This is a genomic window from Streptomyces sp. NPDC006193 (genome assembly GCF_040613915.1).
Classification (GTDB): Bacteria; Actinomycetota; Actinomycetes; order Streptomycetales; family Streptomycetaceae; genus Streptomyces.
On sequence record NZ_JBEXTB010000023.1, the window covers coordinates 74,462 to 95,708 of the forward strand.

A 21,247-nucleotide genomic window follows, 5' to 3' on the forward strand; every position below is an offset into this window, starting at 1 on the left:
CGGACCCCGCCGCACCCCGAGGAACCGCCAGCGATGAGCCCCGCCGAAGGCGACCGTGAACCCCAGCGCATCCTGATCGTCGACGACGAGCCGGCCGTACGCGAGGCCCTGCAGCGCAGCCTCGCCTTCGAGGGGTACGGCACGGAGGTCGCCGTCGACGGCGCGGACGCACTGGAGAAAGCGGCCGCCTACCGGCCCGACCTGCTCGTCCTCGACATCCAGATGCCGCGCATGGACGGCCTGACCGCGGCCCGCCGCATCCGTGGCGCGGGCGACACCACCCCGATCCTGATGCTCACCGCACGCGACACCGTCGGCGACCGGGTGACCGGCCTGGACGCCGGCGCCGACGACTACCTGGTCAAGCCGTTCGAGCTGGACGAGCTCTTCGCCCGCATCCGCGCGCTGCTGCGCCGCAGCTCCTACGCGGCGGCCGTGTCGGCGCAGGCCCAGCGGGACGAGGCGCTCACCTTCGCCGACCTCCGCATGGACCTCGCCACCCGGGAGGTCACACGGGGCGGCCGGCCGGTCGAACTGACCCGCACCGAGTTCACGCTGCTGGAGATGTTCATGGCACACCCGCGCCAGGTCCTCACCCGTGAGCAGATCCTGAAGGCGGTGTGGGGCTTCGACTTCGAGCCGACCTCCAACTCGCTCGACGTCTACGTCATGTACCTGCGCCGCAAGACCGAGGCCGGCGGCGAGCCGCGCCTCGTGCACACCGTGCGGGGCGTGGGGTACGTGCTGCGCCAGGGCGGAGCCGAGTGAAGCGGCTGCTGCGCCGGTACCGGGCGCTGCCGATCCGGGCGCGACTGGCGATGCTGGTGGCGGCGGCGGTGGCGTTCGCGGTGGCGGCGGTCTCGGTGACGTGCTGGTTCATCGTGCAGGGGAAGCTGTACGACCAGGTCAACAACGACCTGACCAGGACGCTGAACATGCCGCGGCTGCAGTCCCAGGCCAACGACGCGGTCAACGACTGCACCCAGACGCCGTCCAACACCCAGGGCGACGGCCCCCGCAACATCTACGCCGAGGTGGTCACGGAGACGGGCCGGCCCTGTGTGCTGTCGTACTCCCTCGGCTCGGTCGCGGTCACGCACACCGACCGGGAACTGGTCCGGCGGGGGGACCCCGGTGACGGGTACTTCCGCAACGGCAGCGACGCGGACGGCAACGACGTGCGCGTCCTCGCCGTGCCCGGCCTGGTGATCACGGACCGGGCCACGGGCGACACCGCCAACGCCGCGCTGCTCATCGCCCTCCCGCTGAAGAACACCCAGAACACCCTCAACGACCTCGCCCTGGTCCTGCTGCTGGTGTCCGGCATAGGCGTGCTCGGCGCCGGCGCGGCCGGCCTCGCGGTCGCGCGGGCCGGGCTGCGTCCCGTCGACAAGCTCACCGAGGCCGTCGAGCACGTGGCCCGCACCGAGGACCTGACGATCCGCATCCCGGTGGAGGACGACAGCGAGGACGAGGTGGCCCGGCTCTCCCGGTCGTTCAACTCCATGACCGCCTCCCTGGCCAGCTCCCGCGACCTCCAGCAGCAGCTGATCGCGGACGCGGGCCACGAGCTGCGCACCCCCCTGACCTCGCTGCGCACGAACATCGAACTGCTCACCCGCAGCGAGCAGACGGGCCGCCCCATCCCGCCGGCGGACCGCAAGGCGCTGCTGGAGTCGGTGAAGGCGCAGATGACCGAGCTGGCCGCGCTCATCGGCGACCTGCAGGAGCTGTCCCGCGCCGAGTCGCAGCGCGGCGAGCGCGTCCAGGTGGTCGCCCTGCAGGACACGGTGGAGGCGGCCCTGCGCCGGGCGCGCCTGCGCGGCCCCGAACTGTCGATCACCGCCGATCTGGAGCCCTGGTACGTGCGGGCGGAGCCCTCCGCGCTGGAGCGGGCGGTCGTCAACATCCTGGACAACGCGGTGAAGTTCAGCCCGGCGGGCGGCACGGTCGAGGTGCGGCTGAGCGCGGGCGTGCTGACGGTCCGCGACCACGGTCCCGGCATCCTCGAGGACGAACTCCCGTACGTCTTCGACCGCTTCTGGCGCTCGCCCGGCGCCCGTGCGCTGCCCGGCTCGGGACTGGGCCTGTCCATCGTCGCCCGTACGGTCCGGCAGGCGGGCGGCGAGGTCGCGCTGGCCCGCGCGGAGGGCGGCGGCACGGTGGCGACGGTACGCCTGCCGGGCGCGCCGACGCCGCCGCCCGAGACACCGGCCGGCTGAAGCGGGCCCGGTGCAAGCACGGGAACGCCCCCGAGAGGGATCTCGGGGGCGTTCCCGCAGCCGCCGGACCGGACGTGCGGGTTCCCTACTGCACGACGGTGATCCGGTCCGCCTTCGGCGGGGCGATCGGGTCCGACGCCGAGGAGTTCGCCGTGAGGTACTTCTCCAGCGCGGTCAGGTCGTCCGCGCCGACCAGGTCGCCCGTGCCCTGCGCCAGCGTCGGGAAGCCGTCGCCGCCGCCCGCGAGGAAGCTGTTGACGGCGACGCGGTAGGTGGCCGCCGGGTCGATCGGGGCGCCGTTCAGGCGGATCGAACCGGTGACCACGCGGTCGGCGCCGGACCGGGTGAGGTCCAGGGTGTAGGTGAGGCCGGCGGACGGCTGGAGGATCTTCGGGGCCGCCGCGTTGGCGCCGCTCACCTGCTCCTTGAGCACCTGGATCAGCTGGGCGCCGGTGAAGTCCTGCAGGTTCACCGTGTTGGCGAACGGCTGGACCGTGAAGCCCTCCGCGTAGGTGACCACGCCGTCGCCCTCGCCGCCCTTGGCCGCGTAGGTCAGGCCGGCCCGGACGCCGCCGGGGTTCATCAGGGCCAGGCTCGTCCTCGGGTCGAGTGCACGGCCGTGGGCGAGCTGCGCGTCGGCGATCAGGTCGCCCATCGGGGACTCGGTGCCGGTGTTGGTGATGTCGGCGGAGACGTAGCCGATGGGACGGTCGCCGATCGGGGCGGCCAGGGTGTTCCACCGGGCGATCAGGTCCGTCAGGTCCGGCGCCCTTTGCACGTCCCGCGTGACCGCGTGGTTCGCGGACTTCACCGCCGTGCGGACGATGTCGCCGGTGAAGCGGTCGTACGTGAGCGTGGTGTCGGTGTACAGGCGGCCGAAGGAGGCCGCGGAGGTGACCGTGCGGGGACGGCCGGCGGGGTCGGGGACCGTGCAGACGTACGCCTGGTGGGTGTGGCCGGTGACCAGGGCGTCCACGGCCGGGGTCACGTTCCTGGCGATGTCCGCGATCGGCCCGGAGATGCCGGCGCCGGGGCCCGGGGAGTCGCAGTCGTAGTTGTAGGCGCCGGAGGCCGGGTAGCCGCCCTCGTGGATCAGGGCCACGATCGACTGCACGCCCTGGCGCTGCAGCTCCCTGGCGTACCTGTTGATCGTCTCGGCCTCGTCCTTGAAGCTCAGGCCCTTGACGCCGTCGGCGGAGACGATGCCCGGGGTGCCCTCCAGCGTGACGCCGATGAAGCCGATCCTGACGCCCTTCTTCTTCCAGACCCAGTACGGCTTCAGGATCGGCTTGCCGGTCTTCTCGTCCTGGACGTTCGCGGCCAGGTACGGGAAGTCCGCGCCCCGGAACCTCCGGCCGGTGTAGCAGCCGTCGACCGGGTGGCAGCCGCCGTTCTGCAGGCGGGCCAGTTCCTTCGCGCCCTCGTCGAACTCGTGGTTGCCGACCGAGGTGACGTCCAGGTCCAGTTCGTTGAGCGCCTCGACGGTGGGCTCGTCGTGGAACAGGCCCGACAGCAGCGGGGAGGCGCCGACCATGTCGCCGCCGGCCGCGGTGACGGAGTACGGGTGGCCCCGGCGGGCCTGGCGCAGATGGGTGGCGAGGTACTCGGCGCCGCCCGCCTCGACCGTCTTCGTCGTGCCGTCCGGCTGGAGTTCGGTGACCCGGCCGGAGGAGCCGGACGGCGGCTCCAGGTTGCCGTGCAGGTCGTTGAAGGACAGGAGCTGGACGTCCTGGTAGCGGCCGTGACGGCCCGTGCCCTCGTGCGCGTCCGCCGGCAGGGCGGTGGTCAGCGCGGCGGCGGTGGCGAGACCGGCGGCGGTGGCGAGGAAGGCGAACCTACGGCGTCTGGTGCGCCGGGGTGCGGCAGGCATGGGACCCCCCTGTGGATCGGCTGTGGTGGCTCGGTGGTGGTGGCTCGGCTGAGGTGGACCGGCTGTGGTGGCTCGGCGCAGCCTAAGGTCAACGCGCGTAGCACGACAGGGGGTTCGGGGTCACATCCTGGTTTCCCTTCGCCGGCGTCCGGCGACGCCCCCTCCCGTTGCGCTGCCCGCGCCAAGCCGCGCCCTCCCCGTACCCTCGTACGCATGAGCAGCGACGACACCGTACGGGCCTTCCCCGCCCGCTCCATCGAGACCTCCTCCGCGCTCGCCCCGGACCGGGCCGAGGCCGTGCTGCGCCTGCTCGGCGAGGCCGCCCGGGTGGACGGGCAGCAGCCGGTGTCCGAACAGGGCCGGCTGCAGCTGCGCGGCGGCCCCCGCGAGGGCGTCTCCCACCTGCTGCTGAGCGTCGACGGCGAACTCGTCGGCTACGGCCAGCTGGAGGACACCGACCCGGTGGAGGCGCCGACCGCCGAACTCGTGGTGCATCCGAGGCACCGCGGGCACGGGCACGGCCGGGCACTGGGCTCGGCGCTGCTCGCCGCCTCCGGCAAGCGGCTGCGGGTGTGGGCGCACGGCGGACACCCGGCCGCCCGGCACCTCGCCCAGGTCCTCGGGCTCACCCTGTTCCGCGAACTGCGGCAGATGCGGCGGCCGTTGACCGGCCTGGAGCTGCCCGACCCGGTGCTGCCCGCGGGCGTGACCGTGCGCGCCTTCGAGCCCGGCAAGGACGACGCGGCCTGGCTCGCGGTGAACGCGGCCGCCTTCGCCCACCACCCCGAGCAGGGCTCGCTGACCCAGCGGGACCTGGACGACCGCAAGGCCGAGGCGTGGTTCGACCCGGCCGGCTTCTTCCTCGCCGAGCGCGACGGCGAGCTGATCGGCTTCCACTGGACCAAGGTGCACGCCGAGGAGGGACTCGGCGAGGTGTACGTCCTCGGGGTGCGGCCCGGCGAGCAGGGCGGCGGGCTCGGCAAGGCCCTCACCACGATCGGGCTGCGCCACCTGGCCGGGCTGGGGCTGCCGACCGCGATGCTCTACGTCGACGCCGACAACACGCCGGCCGTGTCGGTGTACGAGCGGCTGGGCTTCACGGTCCACGAGACCGACCTGATGTACCGCACCGAGACCTGACAGCCCCCTCGCACGCCGACGTGGGCCGGAGCCGGCTCCGGGTGCCCGAGGCCCCCGGCCCACCAGGACACCCGGCCCCCCACCCCAGGCCGGGGCTCGGCCCACCCGGACACGCCCCCTGATCACCGCGCACCGACCGGCGGCTCGCCCCACCCGGACACGCCCCCTGATCACCGCGCACCGACCGGGGGCTCGCCCCACCTGGACTCGCCCACGGCAGCCGGTCACGCCTCCGAACCTGCTCCGGCCGCGTGCCGCACCCTGCCCGCGCACACCTCGAGGCGCCACCGACTCGGCCCCCGGGTCCGGCAGCCGACAGGCCCGGCCACCCGGACACCCGCCGACGCGCACGCCTCCTCCGAACCTGGCGGCCTGTCCACCCACGGCCCGCGTGAATTCCGAGGCACCGCCGACTCGGCTCCAGGTCCGACAGCACACAGCCGACAGGCCCGGCCCTTGATCACCGCGTCCCGGCCCAAGACCTGGCACACCCGGACACGCACCCCCCGATTGCCACGCCATGGCCGACCGGCCCCGGCCCGCCGGACACGCGGCCCCCCTGGTCCCCCGGCCCCTGCCTGGGGGCCCGGCCCACCCGGACACCCACACGGCAGCCGGTCACGCCTCCGAACCGGCCCCGGCCGCGTGCCGCACCCTGCCCGCGCACACCTCGGGTGGCCCGGCCCACCCGGACACCCACGCGGCAGCCGGTCACGCCTCCGAACCGGCTCCGGCCGCGTGCCGCACCCTGCCCGCGCACACCCGGGGCACCGCCGACTCGGCCCCCGGGTCCGGCAGGCGACAGCCCCGGCCGCCCCACCGCGATGACGACACCGCACGTCACCGGCCCACCCCCACGGCACGGCCGCGCTCGGAACAGCGGTCCCGCCGTCCGCACCGGAGCCGGGGCAGCGTCGTGCGGCACGGCGGAGACCTGACGACGGTGTCGCCCCGTGAGGGCACTGCGCCGCCCACCGGAACCCCGACCCGACCCGGTGAACTCGCCCCCGCGGCTCCCGTACCCCGCCGGGCCGGCTCAGCCCCGCGCTCCCGCCCGACCCGCTGACCTCCAGCCCCCGGCCGGACCGGCCCCCGGGCCCCCGCCGTGCGGCAGGGCGGACCCGTGGCACCGGCACTGCGGCCGCCGGGGTCCGAGCCGGTGAAGCCCCCCGCACCACCCCGCACAGCCGTACGCCGGACCGGCCCGCAGGCCCCCAGGCTCCCCGGCCCCCCGTCGGCCGGCGGGCCGGGGCTCCTGGGGGCCGCCTCGCGCTAGCCCGCACGTCATGTCCCCGTAACCGTCGATTCAGACAGCCTTGCGACGCTCGGCGAGTGAAGCCCTCCGTGCCAGAGCCGTCGCCGCCCGCCGAGGCGCCCGCGGGGAACGGGCCGTGCCGCTGCCGCCCGCACATTCCGACGAGCCTGCGCCGCCCCTCGCGCGGAAGAATGGGTCCATGAGCCAGTCAGACACCCAGGCCGAGGTACAGCACCCCCAGCCCTCCGTGGGCTCCATCGCGGCGCACCGCCCGCACACCGTGGCCGCCGTGGTCTCCGATCTCGAACCGGACCTCGACGCCGACCTCGACGCCTACGAGGAGTCCCGCGCCGACGGGGCGGCGCCGCTGCCGCAAGGCCGCTTCCTCGACCGGGAGCGCAGCTGGCTCGCGTTCAACGAGCGGGTCCTGGAGCTGGCCGAGGACCCGGACACGCCCCTGCTGGAACGCGCGAACTTCCTCGCGATCTTCGCCAGCAACCTGGACGAGTTCTTCATGGTCCGGGTGGCCGGCCTGAAGCGCCGCATCGCCACCGGCGTCGCCACCCGCTCCGCCTCCGGCCTGCAGCCGCGCGAGGTGCTGGAGATGATCTGGGCCCGCTCCCGCGAGCTGATGGCCCGGCACGCCGCCTGCTACCACGAGGACGTCGCCCCCGCACTCGCGGAGGAGGGCATCCACCTGGTCCGCTGGAACGAGCTGACGGAGAAGGAGCAGGCCCGCCTGTTCACCCTGTTCCGGCACCAGATCTTCCCGGTCCTCACACCGCTCGCGGTGGACCCCGCGCACCCCTTCCCGTACATCTCCGGCCTCTCCCTGAACCTGGCCGTCGTCGTGCGCAACCCGGTCAGCGGCCACAGGCACTTCGCCCGGGTGAAGGTGCCGCCGCTGCTGTCCCGCTTCCTGGAGAGCAGCCCCGGCCGCTACGTCCCCGTCGAGGACGTCATCGCCGCCCACCTGGAGGAGCTGTTCCCGGGCATGGAGGTGCTGGAGCACCACGCGTTCCGGCTCACCCGCAACGAGGACCTGGAGGTCGAGGAGGACGACGCCGAGAACCTCCTGCAGGCGCTGGAGAAGGAACTCATGCGCCGCCGCTTCGGCCCGCCGGTGCGCCTGGAGGTCGAGGAGTCCATCGACCGGGAGGTGCTGGACCTGCTGGTCCGCGAGCTGAAGATCTCCGAGGCCGAGGTGTACCCGCTGCCGGGCCCGCTGGACCTCACCGGCCTCTTCCGCATCCACAGCCTGGACCGGCCGGAGCTGAAGTACCGCAAGTTCGTCGCCGGCACCCACCGCGACCTCGCCGAGGTCGAGTCGGCGTCCCCGCCCGACATCTTCGCCGCCCTGCGCACCCGCGACGTGCTCCTGCACCACCCGTACGACTCCTTCTCCACCTCCGTGCAGGCCTTCCTGGAGCAGGCGGCCGCCGACCCGGACGTCCTCGCCATCAAGCAGACCCTCTACCGCACCTCCGGCGACTCCCCCATAGTCGACGCGCTCATCGACGCGGCCGAGTCCGGCAAGCAGGTCCTGGTGCTGGTGGAGATCAAGGCCCGGTTCGACGAGCACGCCAACATCAAGTGGGCCCGCAAGCTGGAGGAGGCCGGCTGCCACGTCGTCTACGGCCTGGTCGGCCTGAAGACGCACTGCAAGCTGTCCCTGGTCGTCCGCCAGGAGGGCGAGACGCTGCGGCGGTACAGCCACGTCGGCACCGGCAACTACCACCCGAAGACGGCCCGGCTCTACGAGGACCTGGGGCTGCTGACGGCCGACCCGCAGGTCGGCGCCGACCTCTCCGACCTCTTCAACCGGCTCTCCGGCTACTCGCGCCGCGAGACCTACCGCCGCCTCCTCGTCGCCCCCAAGTCCCTGCGCGACGGCCTGGTCGCGCGGATCGACAAGGAGGTCCAGCACCACCGCGCGGGCCGGCCGGCGTTCGTCCGCATCAAGGTCAACTCGATGGTCGACGAGGCGGTCATCGACGCGCTCTACCGGGCCTCCCAGGCGGGCGTGCCGGTCGACATCTGGGTGCGCGGCATCTGCGCCGTCCGCCCCGGCGTCGCCGGCCTGTCGGAGAACATCCGGGTCCGCTCGATCCTCGGCCGTTTCCTGGAGCACTCCCGTGTGTTCGCCTTCGGCAACGGCGGCGAACCCGAGGTGTGGATCGGCAGCGCCGACATGATGCACCGCAACCTCGACCGCCGGATCGAGGCCCTGGTCCGGGTCGTCGACCCCGGGCACCGCGCGGCGCTCAACCGGCTCCTGGAGACCGGCATGTCCGACACCACCGCCTCCTGGCACCTGGGCCCCGACGGCGAGTGGACGCGCCACGCGACCGACGCGGACGGCCAACCCCTGCGGAACGTACAGGAGATGCTCATAGACGCCCGGAGGCGCCGGCGTGGCACAGCGACACCTTGACCCGACGGACCCCACGGCCGGCACGCCCCACGGGCCGCCGGCCCCGCTCGAGCAGGGAGGCACTCCCACCGGGGACGCCCTGGCGGCCTATCTGCGCAGCCAGGCCACGGAGTTCCTGCGCGCCCTGCGCCTGCACCGGGAGACCGGGGGCCAGGCCGGGGCGGCCTCCGCGCGGACCCACCCGGGCGGAGAGGGCGCCGGGGAGGCCGTCGACGCGACGCGCGCCCTGCGCCGCGCGGCCCGCCGCATCAGCGGCAGCCTGCACACCTTCCGGCCGCTCCTCGACGCCGGCTGGTCCGAGGAGATGCGCCCGGAACTGGCCTGGCTGTCGGGCACGCTGGGCCTGGAGCACGCGTACGAGGCGCGCCTGGAGAGGCTGTTGCTGGCGCTGCACCGGCTGTCGGGGGCCGCGGTCCTGCCCGGCCGGGCGCAGGCCCCGGCGGCCGTGGCGGCCGCCACGGCGGGCGCCGGGACCTGCGCCGCCGGCGGCCCGGCCCTGCCGACGGCGCCGGCCGGGCGCGGCAGCCTGACGGTCGGCGCGGCCAAGGCGGGCGCCCTGCTGGAACGCCAGCTCACCCTGGCCCGGACCCGGGCCCACTCCACCGCCCTGCAGGCCCTCGGATCGAGCCGCTTCCACGCCGTCGCCGACAAGGTCGCCGTCCTCGCCAGCGAGGTCCCGCTCACCCTCACCGCCCGCGCCACCGACCTCGGCCCCCTCGCCGCGGCGGCCGGGGAACGCCTCACGGACGCCGTCGCCGCCCTCCCCCTGGTCACCGCCGGCCACCCCTACAACGCGCAGGCCCTGGCCGACGGACTGTCCCCGGACCCGCCCCCGCACCCCCAGGACGGCCCCTGGCACCAGGTCCGCCTGCTGCTGCGCCTGTACCGCTACGCCCGCGAGGCGCTGCACGGCGGCGCCGGCGACCCGCCGGCGGACCCGCGGCTGCTGGCGGCGGGCCGGGCGCTCAACCGGCACCGGGACGCCTCGGAGGCGGCAGCGGCGGCGGCGCAGGCGGCGCGCACCCCGCGGATCACCCCGGCGACGGCGTACGCGCTCGGCGTGCTCCACGCCGACCAGCGGCACGAGGTGGAGGCCGCCCGGTTCGCCTTCCAGCAGGCGTGGCAGAAGAAGACCGCCGACCGGCCCTGACGTCCTCGAGGAGACCGTGTGAACGACACCGTGGTGCAGGCGGCCGGCTGCGTGCTGTGGCGCCGCTCCCCGGCGGGCGACCTGGAGATCTGCCTGGTCCACCGCCCCCGGTACGACGACTGGTCCCATCCCAAGGGCAAGCTCCGGCCGGGTGAGGACCCGCTGGCCGGCGCCCTGCGCGAGGTCGCGGAGGAGACCGGCTGCACCGCCGAGCCCGGCGGCGCGCTGCCGGCCGTGCGCTACACGGCCCACGGCCGCCCCAAGCAGGTGCGCTGGTGGGCGGCCGAAGCGGTGTCCGGCGGCTTCACGCCGAACGACGAGGTGGACCGCGTCGCCTGGCTCCCCCCGGCCGCGGCCCGCGCCCGCCTCACCCAGCCCCGCGACCGGGACCTCGTCGACGCCCTGCTGCGGTCGCTCGGCGGGACGCCGCCCGGCGGGGCGCCACGGCGGGACTGAGCCCCGTCACGGGGCCGCCGCGTGCCCCTCCGCGTCCGTGCGGGCCTGACTGCGGGCCCGGCGGGCGGGACCGCGCCAGCCGCAACTGCAGCGGGCCACGCAGAAGCGGCCCTGCTCGCCGGTCGTCGTGAGGTGTTCCGGTCCGGACCGGGCGCGCTCCGGCCCGTCCTGCTGCCCCGCGGTGACTGCCACGCCGACAACCGTACCCAGCCGGGCCGCGGCCGAACGGTGCCCGCGGGCCCCGCCGCGCGTGACGACGCCGCCCCACCCGTCGTTATCCGGACGACGGGGGCCCGTGACGGACATACCGGCTGGGGGTAGGCAGGCGATGGAGCGGCGGCAGCGCAGGCGCGGCGGGACGGCCGTGGCGGTGGGCATCCTGCTGGGCCTCGGGACGGGCGCCACGGGCTGCTCCGGCAGCGGGGCCGCCGCCGAGGACACCGGGGACGTCAAGGGCGCCGGCGATCCGGTCGCCGCCCTGCACCGGGCGGCCGACGCGCTGCGCTCGGCCGGCAGCTCCAAGGCCGGCACGTCGATGGAGATGGCCGCGGGCGGCACCCGGGTCACCATCCGCGGCAGGGGCGTCTACGACTACCGGCGCCGTCTCGGCCGGCTCACCGTCATGCTGCCCGAGGACCCCACCGGCGCCTCCGGGCACCGGCCCATCACCGAACTGCTCGCCCCCGGCGCGCTGTACATGAAGAACCGGGGCGCGGGCGTGCCCGCCGACAAGTGGGTGCGGGTGGACACCGCGACGCTGTCCGACGGAAACCTGGTCACGGGCGGCGCGACCGACCCGTACGCGGCGGCCGAGGTGCTGCGCGGGACGCGGGAGGCGACCTTCGTCGGCCGGACCGAGGTCGCGGGGACGGCGGTGCGGCACTACCGGGGCACCGCCGACCTGGCCCGCGCCGCCCGGTACGCCGCCCCCGGCGTCAGGGCCTCCCTGGCGGCGGCGGCCGAGGGGTTCGCCACGGCCGCGGTGCCGTTCGACGCCTACCTGGACGACCAGGGCCGCATCCGCAAGCTGCGGCAGCGCTTCAGCTTCGTCAACGGCCGCCGCAGGGCCGCCGTGGAAGTCGCCTCGACCCTGCTGCTGTACGGCTTCGGCGCCCCCGTCGAGGTGACGCTGCCGGCCCCGGCGGACATCTACGCGGGCCGGATCGCCGAGGACGGCCCCGGCGCCGGCGGGAACCGGCCGGTGCACTAGTCCGGGACGCCACCCCGTAAGTAGCCCGTCCGTGCCATGCGCGGCGCGTGGGCCGCTGCCTACTCTAGGAAGCCGGTGACGGCGGGGAAGAGGTGAGGCGGGTGGCGGCGGTCGGCGGTACGGCGGTGCAGGACCACGTGGCACTCGCCGAGATCGAGCTGTGCGGAGAGCTGATCATCGCGGCCTCGGCAGCCGAGGACCGTCTCAGCCTGGAGAGCATCGACCAGGTGCTGCGGGTGGCCGAGGAGCGAAATCCGGCCTGATCGGTGACACGGCCTGAGCGGCGTACGGCCTGACCGGCGTCACGGCCTGACCGGCTTGCGCCCTGGTCGGCTGGCGCCCCGCGGCTCAGGTGCGCAGCAGGCGGCCGATCGCCTTCGTCGCCTCGTCCACCTTCGCGTCGATCTCGTCACCGCCCTTGAGCGCCGCGTCGGCGACGCAGTGCCGCAGGTGCTCCTCCAGCAGCTGCAGCGCGAAGGACTGCAGCGCCTTGGTGGAGGCGGAGACCTGCGTGAGTATGTCGATGCAGTAGGTGTCCTCCTCCACCATCCGCTGCAGCCCGCGGATCTGGCCCTCGATCCGGCGCAGCCGCTTGAGGTGCTCGTCCTTCTGCTTGTGGTAGCCGTGCGTGGCGCCGGCCTCGGTCGTCGTCATCGCGGGCCTCCGTCTCGGGACGAGCAGCGGACAAAAAGGACACATACCCCTACCGGGTATATCGTAACGAACTTTCCGGGGTAACAGGGCCTTGGTACGCCCCCGTACCGAGCACTTCACCGCATGGGCGACACTGGGATGCGGCCCGATAGCCGTGGCCGGATGATGCGCCTAGCATCAGCCTGACCGAAACCGAAGCACCCCGAGGATCCCACGTGCGCTTTCGTCTGACCCCCAGGGAGACGAGCTTCTACGACATGTTCGCCGCGTCCGCGGACAACATCGTCACCGGCTCCAAGCTCCTGATGGAACTGCTCGGGGCGGACTCCTCCGCCCGGGCCGAGATCGCAGAGCGTATGCGGGCAGCGGAACACGCAGGTGACGACGCCACGCACGCGATCTTCCACCAGCTGAACTCCTCGTTCATCACGCCGTTCGACCGGGAGGACATCTACTCCCTCGCCGGTTCGCTCGACGACATCATGGACTTCATGGAGGAGGCCGTCGACCTGGTCGTCCTCTACAACATCGAGGAACTGCCGAAGGGCGTCGAGCAGCAGATCGAGGTCCTGGCGCGTGCGGCCGAGCTGACGGCGGAGGCCATGCCCAACCTCCGCACGATGGACAACCTCACCGAGTACTGGATCGAGGTCAACCGGCTGGAGAACCAGGCCGACCAGATCCACCGCAAGCTGCTCGCCCACCTCTTCAACGGCAAGTACGACGCCATCGAGGTGCTGAAGCTCAAGCAGATCGTGGACGTGCTGGAAGAGGCGGCGGACGCGTTCGAGCACGTGGCGAACACGGTGGAGACCATCGCGGTCAAGGAGTCCTGAGGCGTCGATGGACACCTTCGCCCTGATCGTGACCATCGCGGTCGCGCTCTTCTTCACGTACACCAACGGCTTCCACGACTCGGCGAACGCGATCGCGACATCGGTGTCGACCCGGGCGCTCACCCCGCGGGCGGCGCTCGCGATGGCGGCCGTGATGAACCTCGCCGGCGCCTTCCTGGGCTCCGGGGTCGCCAAGACGGTCAGCGAGGGGCTGATCGAGACGCCCGCCGGGTCCACCGGCATGGGCATCCTGTTCGCGGCCCTGGTGGGCGCGATCGTCTGGAACCTGGTCACCTGGTACTTCGGCCTGCCGTCCTCCTCCTCCCACGCGCTGTTCGGCGGCATGGTGGGGGCGGCGCTGGCCGGCGGGACGACGGTGATCTGGCACGGGGTCCTCGAAAAGGTCGTCATCCCGATGTTCGTGTCCCCGGTCGTCGGCCTGGTCGCCGGTTACCTGGTCATGACAGCGATCCTGTGGATCTTCCGCCGGTCCAACCCGCACAAGGCCAAGCGGGGCTTCCGCATAGCCCAGACCGTCTCGGCGGCGGGCATGGCGCTGGGACACGGCCTCCAGGACGCCCAGAAGACCATGGGCGTCGTGGTGATGGCACTGGTGATTTCCGGCCACCAGACGTACGGCGATCCGATCCCGGTCTGGGTGAAGATCGTCTGTGCGGTGATGCTGTCCCTCGGCACCTACGCGGGCGGCTGGCGCATCATGCGCACCCTCGGCCGGAAGATCATCGAGCTGGACCCGCCGCAGGGCTTCGCGGCCGAGACCACCGGTGCGTCGATCATGTTCATCACGGCGTTCCTGTTCAAGGCGCCGATCTCCACGACCCATGTGATCACCTCCGCGATCATGGGCGTGGGCGCCACCAAGCGCGTCAACGCCGTCCGCTGGGGCGTGGCCAAGAACATCGTCCTGGGCTGGTTCATCACGATGCCGGCGGCCGCGGCGGTCGCGGCGCTGGCCTTCGGACTGGTCAACCTCGTGGCGCTGTGACCGCGCCTTCCGACACGCGCTGGGCCCGCCCCCGACGATCCGGGGGCGGGCCCTCCTGCATCCTCGCGGCGGCACCGCCATGCAGCACCGCGAGGGGTCGTGCTCCCGTCTAGCCGAAGCGGCCGGAGATGTAGTCCTCCGTGGCCTGGACGGACGGGTTGGAGAAGATCCGCTCGGTGTCGTCGATCTCCACCAGGCGGCCCGGCTGCCCGACGGCGGCCAGGTTGAAGAAGGCCGTACGGTCCGAGACGCGCGCCGCCTGCTGCATGTTGTGCGTCACGATGACGATCGTGAACCGCTCCTTCAGCTCACCGATCAGGTCCTCGATGGCGAGCGTCGAGATCGGGTCCAGGGCCGAGCAGGGCTCGTCCATGAGCAGGACCTTCGGTTCCACCGCGATCGCCCGCGCGATGCACAGCCGCTGCTGCTGGCCGCCGGACAGACCGGAGCCCGGCTTGTTCAGGCGGTCCTTCACCTCGTTCCAGAGGTTGGCGCCCCGCAGCGACTTCTCGACGACGTCGTTCAGCTCCGACTTCTTGTGGTCGCCGTTCAGCCGCAGGCCCGCCGCCACGTTGTCGAAGATCGACATCGTGGGGAAGGGGTTCGGGCGCTGGAAGACCATGCCCACCTCGCGGCGGACCGACACCGGGTCCACCCCGGCGCCGTACAGGTCCTCGTCGTCCAGGAGCACCTTGCCCTCGACGCGGCCGCCCGGGGTGACCTCGTGCATGCGGTTCAGCGTGCGCAGGAACGTCGACTTGCCGCAGCCGGAGGGGCCGATGAACGCCGTCACCGAACGCGGTTCGACGGTCATCGAGATGTCCTCGATCGCCTTGTGGGAGCCGTAGTAGGCGGTCAGACCGCTGACGTCGATTCGCTTGGCCATGTCTGCTTCACTTCCAGGGATCAGTCGCCGGGGCCGCGGGTCAGCGACCGGTGTTCGGGGCCTTCCAGCGGGCGATGCCGCGGGCCACCAGGTTGAGGATCATCACGAAGGCGATCAGCGTGAGGGACGCCGCCCACGCGCGGTCGTACGCCGCGTTGGCGCCCGCGCTCTGCGCGTACTGCTGGTAGATGTACAGCGGCAGCGACGCCTGCGCGCCCTCGAAGGGGTTGTTGTTGATGAACGGGTTGCCGAACACCAGCAGCAGCACCGGCGCGGTCTCGCCCGCGATACGGGCGACGGCGAGCATGATGCCCGTGGTGATGCCGCCGATGGAGGTCGGCAGGACCACCTTCAGGATGGTCCGCCACTTGGGCACGCCGAGCGCCAGGGACGCCTCGCGCAGCTCGTTCGGGACGAGCTTGAGCATCTCCTCGGTGGAGCGGACCACGACCGGCATCATCAGGATCGCCAGCGCCAGCGAGCCCGCGAAGCCGAACGGCTGCGCCTCGAGGATCAGCATCAGGCTGAGGATGAACAGGCCCGCGACGATCGACGGGATGCCCGTCATGACGTCGACGAAGAAGGTCACCGCCTGGGCGAGGCGGCCCCGCCCGTACTCGACCAGGTAGATCGCGGTGAGCACGCCGATCGGGGCGCCGAGGAGGGTCGCGAGGCCCACCTGCTCCAGGCTGCCGATGATGGCGTGGTAGATGCCGCCGCCGGGCTCGGAGTCGGCGACGACGCCCATGGAGTGGGTGAGGAAGTAGCCGTCGAGGACCTTCACGCCCCGCGAGACGGTCGTCCAGACCAGGGAGACCAGCGGGACGACGGCGAGCAGGAAGGCGACCCAGACCAGCGAGGTGGCGATCCGGTCCTTGGCCTGCCGGCGCCCCTCGACCCGGGCGGCGACGCCGTAGGTGCCGAGGACGAAGAGGATCGCGGCGATCAGACCCCACTGGATCCTGCTGTGCAGACCGGCGGCCACGCCGATGCCGGCCGCGGCGGCGGCCGAACCCGCGGCGATGGCCCACGGGGACCACTTCGGCAGGCTCGCGCCGCGCAGCGAACCGCCGGGGCGCTCGTCGGTGACGGCTGTCGTGCTCATGCGTTGGCCCCCGAGTACTCCTTGCGGCGGGCGATGATCGCGCGGGCCGCGCCGTTGACCAGCAGGGTGATGACGAAGAGGACCAGACCGGAGGCGATCAGCGCGTCCCGGCCCTGCTCGGTTGCCTCACCGAACTTGCTGGCGATGTTCTGGGCGAAGGTGCCGCCGCCCGGGTCGAGCAGGCTGGCCTGGATGTCGTAGCTCGGGGAGAGCACGGTCGCCACGGCCATGGTCTCGCCGAGGGCGCGGCCGAGGCCGAGCATGGACGCGGAGATCACTCCGGAGCGGCCGAACGGCAGGACGGCCATGCGGACGACCTCCCAGCGGGTGGCGCCGAGGGCCAGCGCCGCCTCCTCGTGCATCCGCGGGACCTGCCGGAACACCTCGCGGCTGACGTTGGTGATGATCGGCAGGATCATGATCGCCAGCAGGATGCCGACGGTCAGCATCGCGCGGGGGGCGCCGCCGTTCCAGGCGAGCACGCCGGTCCAGCCGAAGTACGCGTCCAGCCAGCCGTACAGGCCCTGCATGTGCGGGACGAGGATCAGGGCGCCCCACAGGCCGTAGACGATGGACGGCACCGCGGCGAGCAGGTCGATCACATAGGCGATGGGACCGCTCAGCCGGCGCGGGGCGTAGTGGGTGAGGAACAGCGCGATCGCCACGGCGACCGGTACCGCGAGGGCCATGGCCACGACCGAGGAGACGACCGTGCCGAAGGCCAGCACCGCGATGCCGAACACCGGCGGCTCGAGGTTGGTGTTCCACTCGAAGGTGGTCAGGAAGTTCCCGTGGTCCTTGCTGATCGCGAGGGTGGCGCGATAGGTGAGGAAGACCGCGATCGCGGCCATGATCACCAGCAGCAGGATGCCGGAACCGCGGGACAGGGCCAGGAAGACGCGGTCACCGGGGCGGCTCGCGCCACGGGCCGCACTCCGGCGCCCGGCGACCGCGGCCCGCGGGCTCGGGGGAGGTACGTCGGTTGTCGTCGATATGTCCATCGGGTTCTCCGGTCTGCGAAGCCGCGGGCCCGCACGGGGCCGCGGCTCGTGGCGGCGGTGCACCGGACGGTGCGGCCCGGCCCTGCCGGGCGCGGGCCGCACTCTCGGATCAGGTCAGCTCAGGCCCTCGATGGTGGTGCGGACCTTGGCGATGATCTCGTCGGGGATGGCGGCGTAGTCGTTCTGCGTCAGCACCTTCTGGCCGTCCTCGCCGGCGATGTAGCGCAGGAACGCCTTGGTGGCGGGCAGGGTGGCGGCCTTGTTGCCCTTGTCGCAGACGATCTCGTAGGTGACCAGGGTGATCGGGTAGGCGCCCTCGGCCTTGGTCTTGTAGTCGAGCTGCAGCGCCAGGTCCTTGCCGGTGCCGACGACCTTGGCCGCGGCGATGTCGGCGGTGGCGGACTGAGTGGACGGCTTCACCGGGGCCTTGGCGCCGGTGGCGATCGCGACGGTGTCCATGTCCTTGGCGTAGGACAGCTCGAAGTAGCCGATCGCGCCGGAGTTCTGCTTGACGCCCTGGGCCACGCCGGCGGAGCCGGAGGCCGCCTGGCCGCCCTTGGCCTGCCAGGCCTTGCCGCCGGAGTACTTCCAGTCGTCCGGGGCGGTGGCGATCAGGTACTTGGTGAAGTTGTCCGTGGTGCCGGAGTCCTCGGAGCGGTGGAACGCCTGGATCTTGAGGTCGGGGAGCTTCGCCGACGGGTTCAGCTTCTTGATCGCCGGGTCGTTCCACTTGGTGATCTTGCTGTCGAAGATCCGGGCGATGGTCGGGGCGTCCAGCACCAGGTCGTCGACGCCCGGGACGTTGTAGCCCAGGGCGATCGGGCCGCCGACCATCGGCAGGTCGATGCCCTGGCCGCCGGAGCAGACCTTCCTGGAGGCGGCGACCTCCTCCGGCTTCAGCGCGGAGTCCGAACCGGCGAACGCGATCTGGCCCTGGTTGAAGGAGGTCACGCCCGCACCGGAGCCGGCGCCCTTGTAGTTGATCTGCACGTGGCAGGCCTGGGAGAAGGCCTTGACCCACGCGTCGATCGCGTTCTTCTGCGCGGAGGAGCCGTCTGCGAGCAGCTGACCCTTGGCGTCGTCGCACTTGACCGAACCCGCGGCGGCGGACGCGGAGGAGCCGGAGGACGCCGTGCCGCCGTCTCCGTTGTCGTCGGAGCCGCACGCCGTCAGGGCCAGGGCGCCGGAGACGGCGACAGCACCGAGGGAGAGGGCGCGCAGCCGGTTCTTGCGCTGAAGCTTCACTTTCGGGAGTTCCTTCCAGGAGCCGCCGCTGTCGGCGGCGCGCGAGGTCATAGAGGTGCACGAGCGCGTTCAAGGCCGCACGCAGCACCCGGTACGGCCGAAATTAGGCAGAACAGGTGAAGCCGCCGATGGCCGGAAGTGAACGAGGAGTGAACCCCTGCCGTCAGCCCGGTGAGGTCACGGAATGCTCACGGGGAGAGCACGTGGAGGTCCCGGCGGCCGGGCCGCGCGGACGGCTGCGCGACGCCCGCGCGTCCGCCGAGGGAACCCCCGCGCGCGGCACGCCGTCTCGTTCCACGACAGCCGAGGAAAGGCGACGGACATGGAACGGCGTACGTTCATCTCGGGCGGCACGGCCGCCCTGGCCGCGACCGCACTGACCGGGTGCAGCTCCGGCCCCCGCGCGTCCGCCGGGTCCTCCCCCCGTTCGCTCGCCGCCTCCGGCCCGGCGCTGCGGACCACCGGCCAGGCCGCCGCCGCGAACTGGGCGGCCCTCGCCCGCGACCTGGACGGCACCCTGGTGCGGCCCGGCGACGCCGCCTGGAAGACCGCCCGCCAGCTCTACAACACCCGCTTCGACGGCCTGAAACCGGCCGCCGTGGCCTACCCGGCCCACGCCGACGACATCCGCACCGCCCTCGCCTACGCCCACGCGCACCGCGTCCGCGTGGCGATACGCAACGGCGGGCACTCCTACGCCGGTTACTCCTCCGGCGACGACCGGCTGATCCTCGACGTGTCCCGGCTGAACCGGGTCCGGGCCGGCGGCGGCCAGGCCGTCGTGGGCGCCGGCGCCAAACTGATCGACGTCTACCGCGCGCTGGCCGCGAAGGGCGCGACCATACCCGCCGGCTCCTGCCCCACCGTCGGCGTCTCCGGCCTGGTGCTCGGCGGCGGCCACGGGGTCGCCTCCCGCGCCTACGGCCTGACCTGCGACAGCCTCACCCGGGCCACCCTGATCACCGCCGACGGCAAGCAGATCACCGCCGACGCCACCCACCACGCCGACCTGTTCTGGGCGCTGCGCGGCGCCGGCAACGGCAACTTCGGCGTGGTCACCGAACTGCACTTCAGGACGCACCCCGCACCGCAGGCGGTCACCGCCTACCTGACCTGGCCCTGGGCGAAGGCCGCCAAGGTCCTCAAGGCCTGGCAGGAGTGGGGCCCGAGCCAGCCCGACGAGATCTGGTCCTCCCTGCACCTGTCGTGCTCGCCGGGCCGCACCCCGGCCGTCTCCGTGTCCTGCTTCTCCCTCGGCACCTACGGCGAACTGCAGAACGCCGTCGACCGCCTGGCCCACCTGGCCGGCGCGAACGCCGCCTCCGTCTCCCTGCGCCGCCGCGGCTACGAGGACGCGATGGAGGTCTACGCCGGCTGCTCCGGCTTCGCCGCCGACGCCCAGTGCCATCTGCCCGGCTCCACCCCGGGCCGCTCCCCGCAGGGCAGGCTCGGCCGCGAGACGTACGCCGCCCGCTCCGACTTCTTCGACCGCTCGCTGTCCGCGGCCGGCATCCAGACCGTGCTGAAGCAGATCGCCGGGGTGCGGGGCGGCGCGGGCAGCATCGCGTTCACCGCGCTCGGCGGCGCGGTCAACCGGGTCGCGCCGACCGCGACGGCCTTCGTCCACCGGCGCTCCCGGATGCTGGCCCAGTACATCGCCTCCTGGGGCGCGGGGGCCTCCGGCGCCGCCGCCCAGTCCTGGCTGACCTCGGCGCACCACGCGATGGAGCCGTACGCCTCGGGCGCCGCCTACCAGAACTACACCGACCCGACGCTGAAGGACTGGCGCACGGCGTACTACGGCGACGCGGCGCCCCGGCTGGCCAAGGTCAAGCAGCAGTACGACCCCCGACGCTTCTTCACCCACCCCCAGGGCCTGTGACCCGGGACGTGGGCGTGCGCCGCGACCGGGGCGTGTCACCGTCGGCGGGGGCCGGGACCGCTGCCGGGGACTGCGGCCGCGAGGAGGGGCCGGGACCGCGGCGGGGCCGCGGGCGTTCCCCGAGGGCGCGGTGGCGGGGGTGGGGGCCGGCGCGGGGGGACGGTTACGCGGCCAGGTCCCGTTCCTCGGTGCCCAGGGGCGGGCGGGAGCCGGACATCAGGGCGTCGCCGTCGCTCCCGGCCGCCGGCCGGCGGCGGATCAGCCGGCCCGCCCGGGGGGAGCGTTCCACGGCCCGCATCAGCGGGGTGAGCAGCGCCGTGGCGAGCGGGGACAGGAGCAGCACGACCGCCGTGCCGAGCGCGAACCCGCCGACGACGTCCGTCGGGTAGTGCACACCCATGTAGACCCGGCAGAAGCCCTCCAGCAGGGCCAGGCCGATGCCGGCGAGGCCGAAGCGGCGGTGGGCGACGAACAGGCCCACCCCGAGCGCCATCGTGATCGTCGCGTGGTCGCTGACGAAGGAGAAGTCGTCCTTGCCGGAGACCAGGACGTCCAGGCCCTGGTGGTCCACGAACGGGCGGGGGCGCCGCACGAAGCCGCGTATCGGCACGTTCACCAACACCGCCAGGCCGGCCGCGAGCGGGGCCCACACCAGCGCGGCCACCGAGGGCGCCGCCTCGTCACCGCCCCGGCGCCGCACCGACCACCAGCACCACAGGATCAGCAGCGCCATGGCGAGCAGCAGGCCGTACTCGCCGACGAACTCCATGACCCGGTCGAACCAGTGCGGTGCGTCCTTGGCCAGGCCATTGATGTCGTAGAGCAGGCCGACGTCGGGGTTCGATCCGGATTCGGCGAGTCCAGCCATGGTGCTGCGGCCCCTTCGTCGTCTTCC

General features: G+C 73.1%; 19 protein-coding genes. 11 read left to right on the plus strand and 8 right to left on the minus strand.

Annotated features, from left to right (window positions below):
• The first annotated feature begins 33 nt into the window (after nt 1-33).
• Together ABZ261_RS20960 and ABZ261_RS20965 are read left to right on the plus strand one after the other, a co-directional pair.
• Nucleotides 34-768 (plus strand): response regulator transcription factor, encoded by a 735-nt coding sequence (locus tag ABZ261_RS20960; RefSeq protein WP_356861251.1) that lies wholly within the window; start codon nt 34-36, stop codon nt 766-768.
• Complete coding sequence (locus ABZ261_RS20965) at nt 765-2,222, plus strand: HAMP domain-containing sensor histidine kinase (RefSeq protein ID WP_356861253.1); 1,458 nt, start codon at nt 765-767, stop codon at nt 2,220-2,222. The genes ABZ261_RS20960 and ABZ261_RS20965 overlap by 4 nt, the downstream gene beginning before the upstream one ends.
• An 85-nt stretch (nt 2,223-2,307) precedes the next feature.
• On the opposite strand, the gene ABZ261_RS20970 is transcribed toward ABZ261_RS20965, so the two are convergent.
• On the minus strand, nt 2,308-4,092 hold the full coding sequence (locus ABZ261_RS20970; RefSeq protein ID WP_356861255.1) for a bifunctional metallophosphatase/5'-nucleotidase: 1,785 nt from the start codon (nt 4,090-4,092) through the stop codon (nt 2,308-2,310).
• Between the two features lie 213 nt (nt 4,093-4,305).
• On the opposite strand from ABZ261_RS20970, the gene mshD reads away from it, so the two are divergent.
• The 4 genes from mshD to ABZ261_RS20990 all read left to right on the plus strand — a co-directional run bounded on the left by mshD (nt 4,306) and on the right by ABZ261_RS20990 (nt 10,527).
• Nucleotides 4,306-5,232, plus strand: coding sequence for a mycothiol synthase (mshD, locus tag ABZ261_RS20975; RefSeq protein WP_356861257.1), 927 nt, complete (start codon nt 4,306-4,308; stop codon nt 5,230-5,232).
• Nucleotides 5,233-6,686: 1,454 nt separating this feature from the next.
• Nucleotides 6,687-8,921: an RNA degradosome polyphosphate kinase gene (locus ABZ261_RS20980; protein WP_356861259.1), complete on the plus strand. Its 2,235-nt coding sequence runs from the start codon at nt 6,687-6,689 to the stop codon at nt 8,919-8,921.
• Nucleotides 8,902-10,071, plus strand: a complete 1,170-nt coding sequence (locus ABZ261_RS20985; protein ID WP_356861261.1) for a CHAD domain-containing protein — start codon at nt 8,902-8,904, stop codon at nt 10,069-10,071. Before ABZ261_RS20980 ends, ABZ261_RS20985 begins: the two co-directional genes overlap by 20 nt.
• An 18-nt stretch (nt 10,072-10,089) precedes the next feature.
• Nucleotides 10,090-10,527 (plus strand): NUDIX hydrolase, encoded by a 438-nt coding sequence (locus ABZ261_RS20990; RefSeq protein WP_356861263.1) that lies wholly within the window; start codon nt 10,090-10,092, stop codon nt 10,525-10,527.
• Between the two features lie 6 nt (nt 10,528-10,533).
• Here the strand turns inward: ABZ261_RS20990 and ABZ261_RS20995 are convergent, their stop codons facing one another.
• The gene (locus tag ABZ261_RS20995; RefSeq protein WP_356861265.1) at nt 10,534-10,719 is read right to left on the minus strand and encodes a hypothetical protein; all 186 of its coding nucleotides are present in this window, start codon (nt 10,717-10,719) and stop codon (nt 10,534-10,536) included.
• A 136-nt stretch (nt 10,720-10,855) separates the two neighbouring features.
• On the opposite strand from ABZ261_RS20995, the gene ABZ261_RS21000 reads away from it, so the two are divergent.
• Together ABZ261_RS21000 and ABZ261_RS21005 are read left to right on the plus strand one after the other, a co-directional pair.
• Nucleotides 10,856-11,737 (plus strand): hypothetical protein, encoded by an 882-nt coding sequence (locus ABZ261_RS21000; protein ID WP_356861267.1) that lies wholly within the window; start codon nt 10,856-10,858, stop codon nt 11,735-11,737.
• 101 nt (nt 11,738-11,838) lie between these two features.
• Nucleotides 11,839-12,000 (plus strand): hypothetical protein, encoded by a 162-nt coding sequence (locus ABZ261_RS21005; RefSeq protein ID WP_356861309.1) that lies wholly within the window; start codon nt 11,839-11,841, stop codon nt 11,998-12,000.
• A gap of 85 nt (nt 12,001-12,085) precedes the next feature.
• On the opposite strand, the gene ABZ261_RS21010 is transcribed toward ABZ261_RS21005, so the two are convergent.
• Nucleotides 12,086-12,391, minus strand: a complete 306-nt coding sequence (locus ABZ261_RS21010; protein ID WP_073901267.1) for a metal-sensitive transcriptional regulator — start codon at nt 12,389-12,391, stop codon at nt 12,086-12,088.
• Nucleotides 12,392-12,606: 215 nt separating this feature from the next.
• Here ABZ261_RS21010 and ABZ261_RS21015 point away from each other — a divergent pair, with 215 nt between their 5' ends.
• The gene (locus ABZ261_RS21015) at nt 12,607-13,227 is read left to right on the plus strand and encodes a DUF47 family protein (protein ID WP_356861269.1); all 621 of its coding nucleotides are present in this window, start codon (nt 12,607-12,609) and stop codon (nt 13,225-13,227) included.
• A gap of 7 nt (nt 13,228-13,234) precedes the next feature.
• Complete coding sequence (locus ABZ261_RS21020) at nt 13,235-14,233, plus strand: inorganic phosphate transporter (protein ID WP_356861271.1); 999 nt, start codon at nt 13,235-13,237, stop codon at nt 14,231-14,233.
• Nucleotides 14,234-14,342: 109 nt separating this feature from the next.
• Here the strand turns inward: ABZ261_RS21020 and pstB are convergent, their stop codons facing one another.
• The 4 genes from pstB to pstS form a co-directional block, all read right to left on the minus strand.
• Nucleotides 14,343-15,119 (minus strand): phosphate ABC transporter ATP-binding protein PstB, encoded by a 777-nt coding sequence (pstB, locus tag ABZ261_RS21025; protein ID WP_356861273.1) that lies wholly within the window; start codon nt 15,117-15,119, stop codon nt 14,343-14,345.
• Nucleotides 15,120-15,159: 40 nt separating this feature from the next.
• A complete protein-coding gene (gene pstA, locus ABZ261_RS21030) occupies nt 15,160-16,224 on the minus strand; it encodes a phosphate ABC transporter permease PstA (RefSeq protein ID WP_356861275.1) in 1,065 nt (354 codons plus the stop codon).
• Nucleotides 16,221-17,225, minus strand: coding sequence for a phosphate ABC transporter permease subunit PstC (gene pstC / locus ABZ261_RS21035; RefSeq protein WP_356861277.1), 1,005 nt, complete (start codon nt 17,223-17,225; stop codon nt 16,221-16,223). Before pstC ends, pstA begins: the two co-directional genes overlap by 4 nt.
• Nucleotides 17,226-17,339: 114 nt before the next feature.
• Entirely contained in the window at nt 17,340-18,470 is a 1,131-nt protein-coding gene (gene pstS / locus ABZ261_RS21040; protein ID WP_356861278.1) for a phosphate ABC transporter substrate-binding protein PstS, read from the minus strand.
• Between the two features lie 322 nt (nt 18,471-18,792).
• Between pstS and ABZ261_RS21045 the strand changes: the two genes are divergently transcribed.
• Nucleotides 18,793-20,352 (plus strand): FAD-binding oxidoreductase, encoded by a 1,560-nt coding sequence (locus tag ABZ261_RS21045; protein ID WP_356861280.1) that lies wholly within the window; start codon nt 18,793-18,795, stop codon nt 20,350-20,352.
• A gap of 163 nt (nt 20,353-20,515) precedes the next feature.
• Here ABZ261_RS21045 and ABZ261_RS21050 read toward each other — a convergent pair whose 3' ends face one another.
• A complete protein-coding gene (locus tag ABZ261_RS21050) occupies nt 20,516-21,220 on the minus strand; it encodes a phosphatase PAP2 family protein (RefSeq protein WP_356861282.1) in 705 nt (234 codons plus the stop codon).
• Nucleotides 21,221-21,247 lie beyond the last annotated feature (27 nt).

Coding starts and splice junctions, on each gene's coding strand:
- ABZ261_RS20960 (WP_356861251.1), top strand. CDS start 34: ATGAGCCCCGCCGAAGGCGACCGTGAACCCCAGCGCATCCTGATCGTC.
- ABZ261_RS20970 (WP_356861255.1), bottom strand. CDS start 4,092: ATGCCTGCCGCACCCCGGCGCACCAGACGCCGTAGGTTCGCCTTCCTC.
- mshD (WP_356861257.1), top strand. CDS start 4,306: ATGAGCAGCGACGACACCGTACGGGCCTTCCCCGCCCGCTCCATCGAG.
- ABZ261_RS20980 (WP_356861259.1), top strand. CDS start 6,687: ATGAGCCAGTCAGACACCCAGGCCGAGGTACAGCACCCCCAGCCCTCC.
- ABZ261_RS21000 (WP_356861267.1), top strand. CDS start 10,856: ATGGAGCGGCGGCAGCGCAGGCGCGGCGGGACGGCCGTGGCGGTGGGC.
- ABZ261_RS21010 (WP_073901267.1), bottom strand. CDS start 12,391: ATGACGACGACCGAGGCCGGCGCCACGCACGGCTACCACAAGCAGAAG.
- ABZ261_RS21020 (WP_356861271.1), top strand. CDS start 13,235: ATGGACACCTTCGCCCTGATCGTGACCATCGCGGTCGCGCTCTTCTTC.
- pstB (WP_356861273.1), bottom strand. CDS start 15,119: ATGGCCAAGCGAATCGACGTCAGCGGTCTGACCGCCTACTACGGCTCC.
- pstA (WP_356861275.1), bottom strand. CDS start 16,224: ATGAGCACGACAGCCGTCACCGACGAGCGCCCCGGCGGTTCGCTGCGC.
- pstC (WP_356861277.1), bottom strand. CDS start 17,225: ATGGACATATCGACGACAACCGACGTACCTCCCCCGAGCCCGCGGGCC.
- ABZ261_RS21045 (WP_356861280.1), top strand. CDS start 18,793: ATGGAACGGCGTACGTTCATCTCGGGCGGCACGGCCGCCCTGGCCGCG.
- ABZ261_RS21050 (WP_356861282.1), bottom strand. CDS start 21,220: ATGGCTGGACTCGCCGAATCCGGATCGAACCCCGACGTCGGCCTGCTC.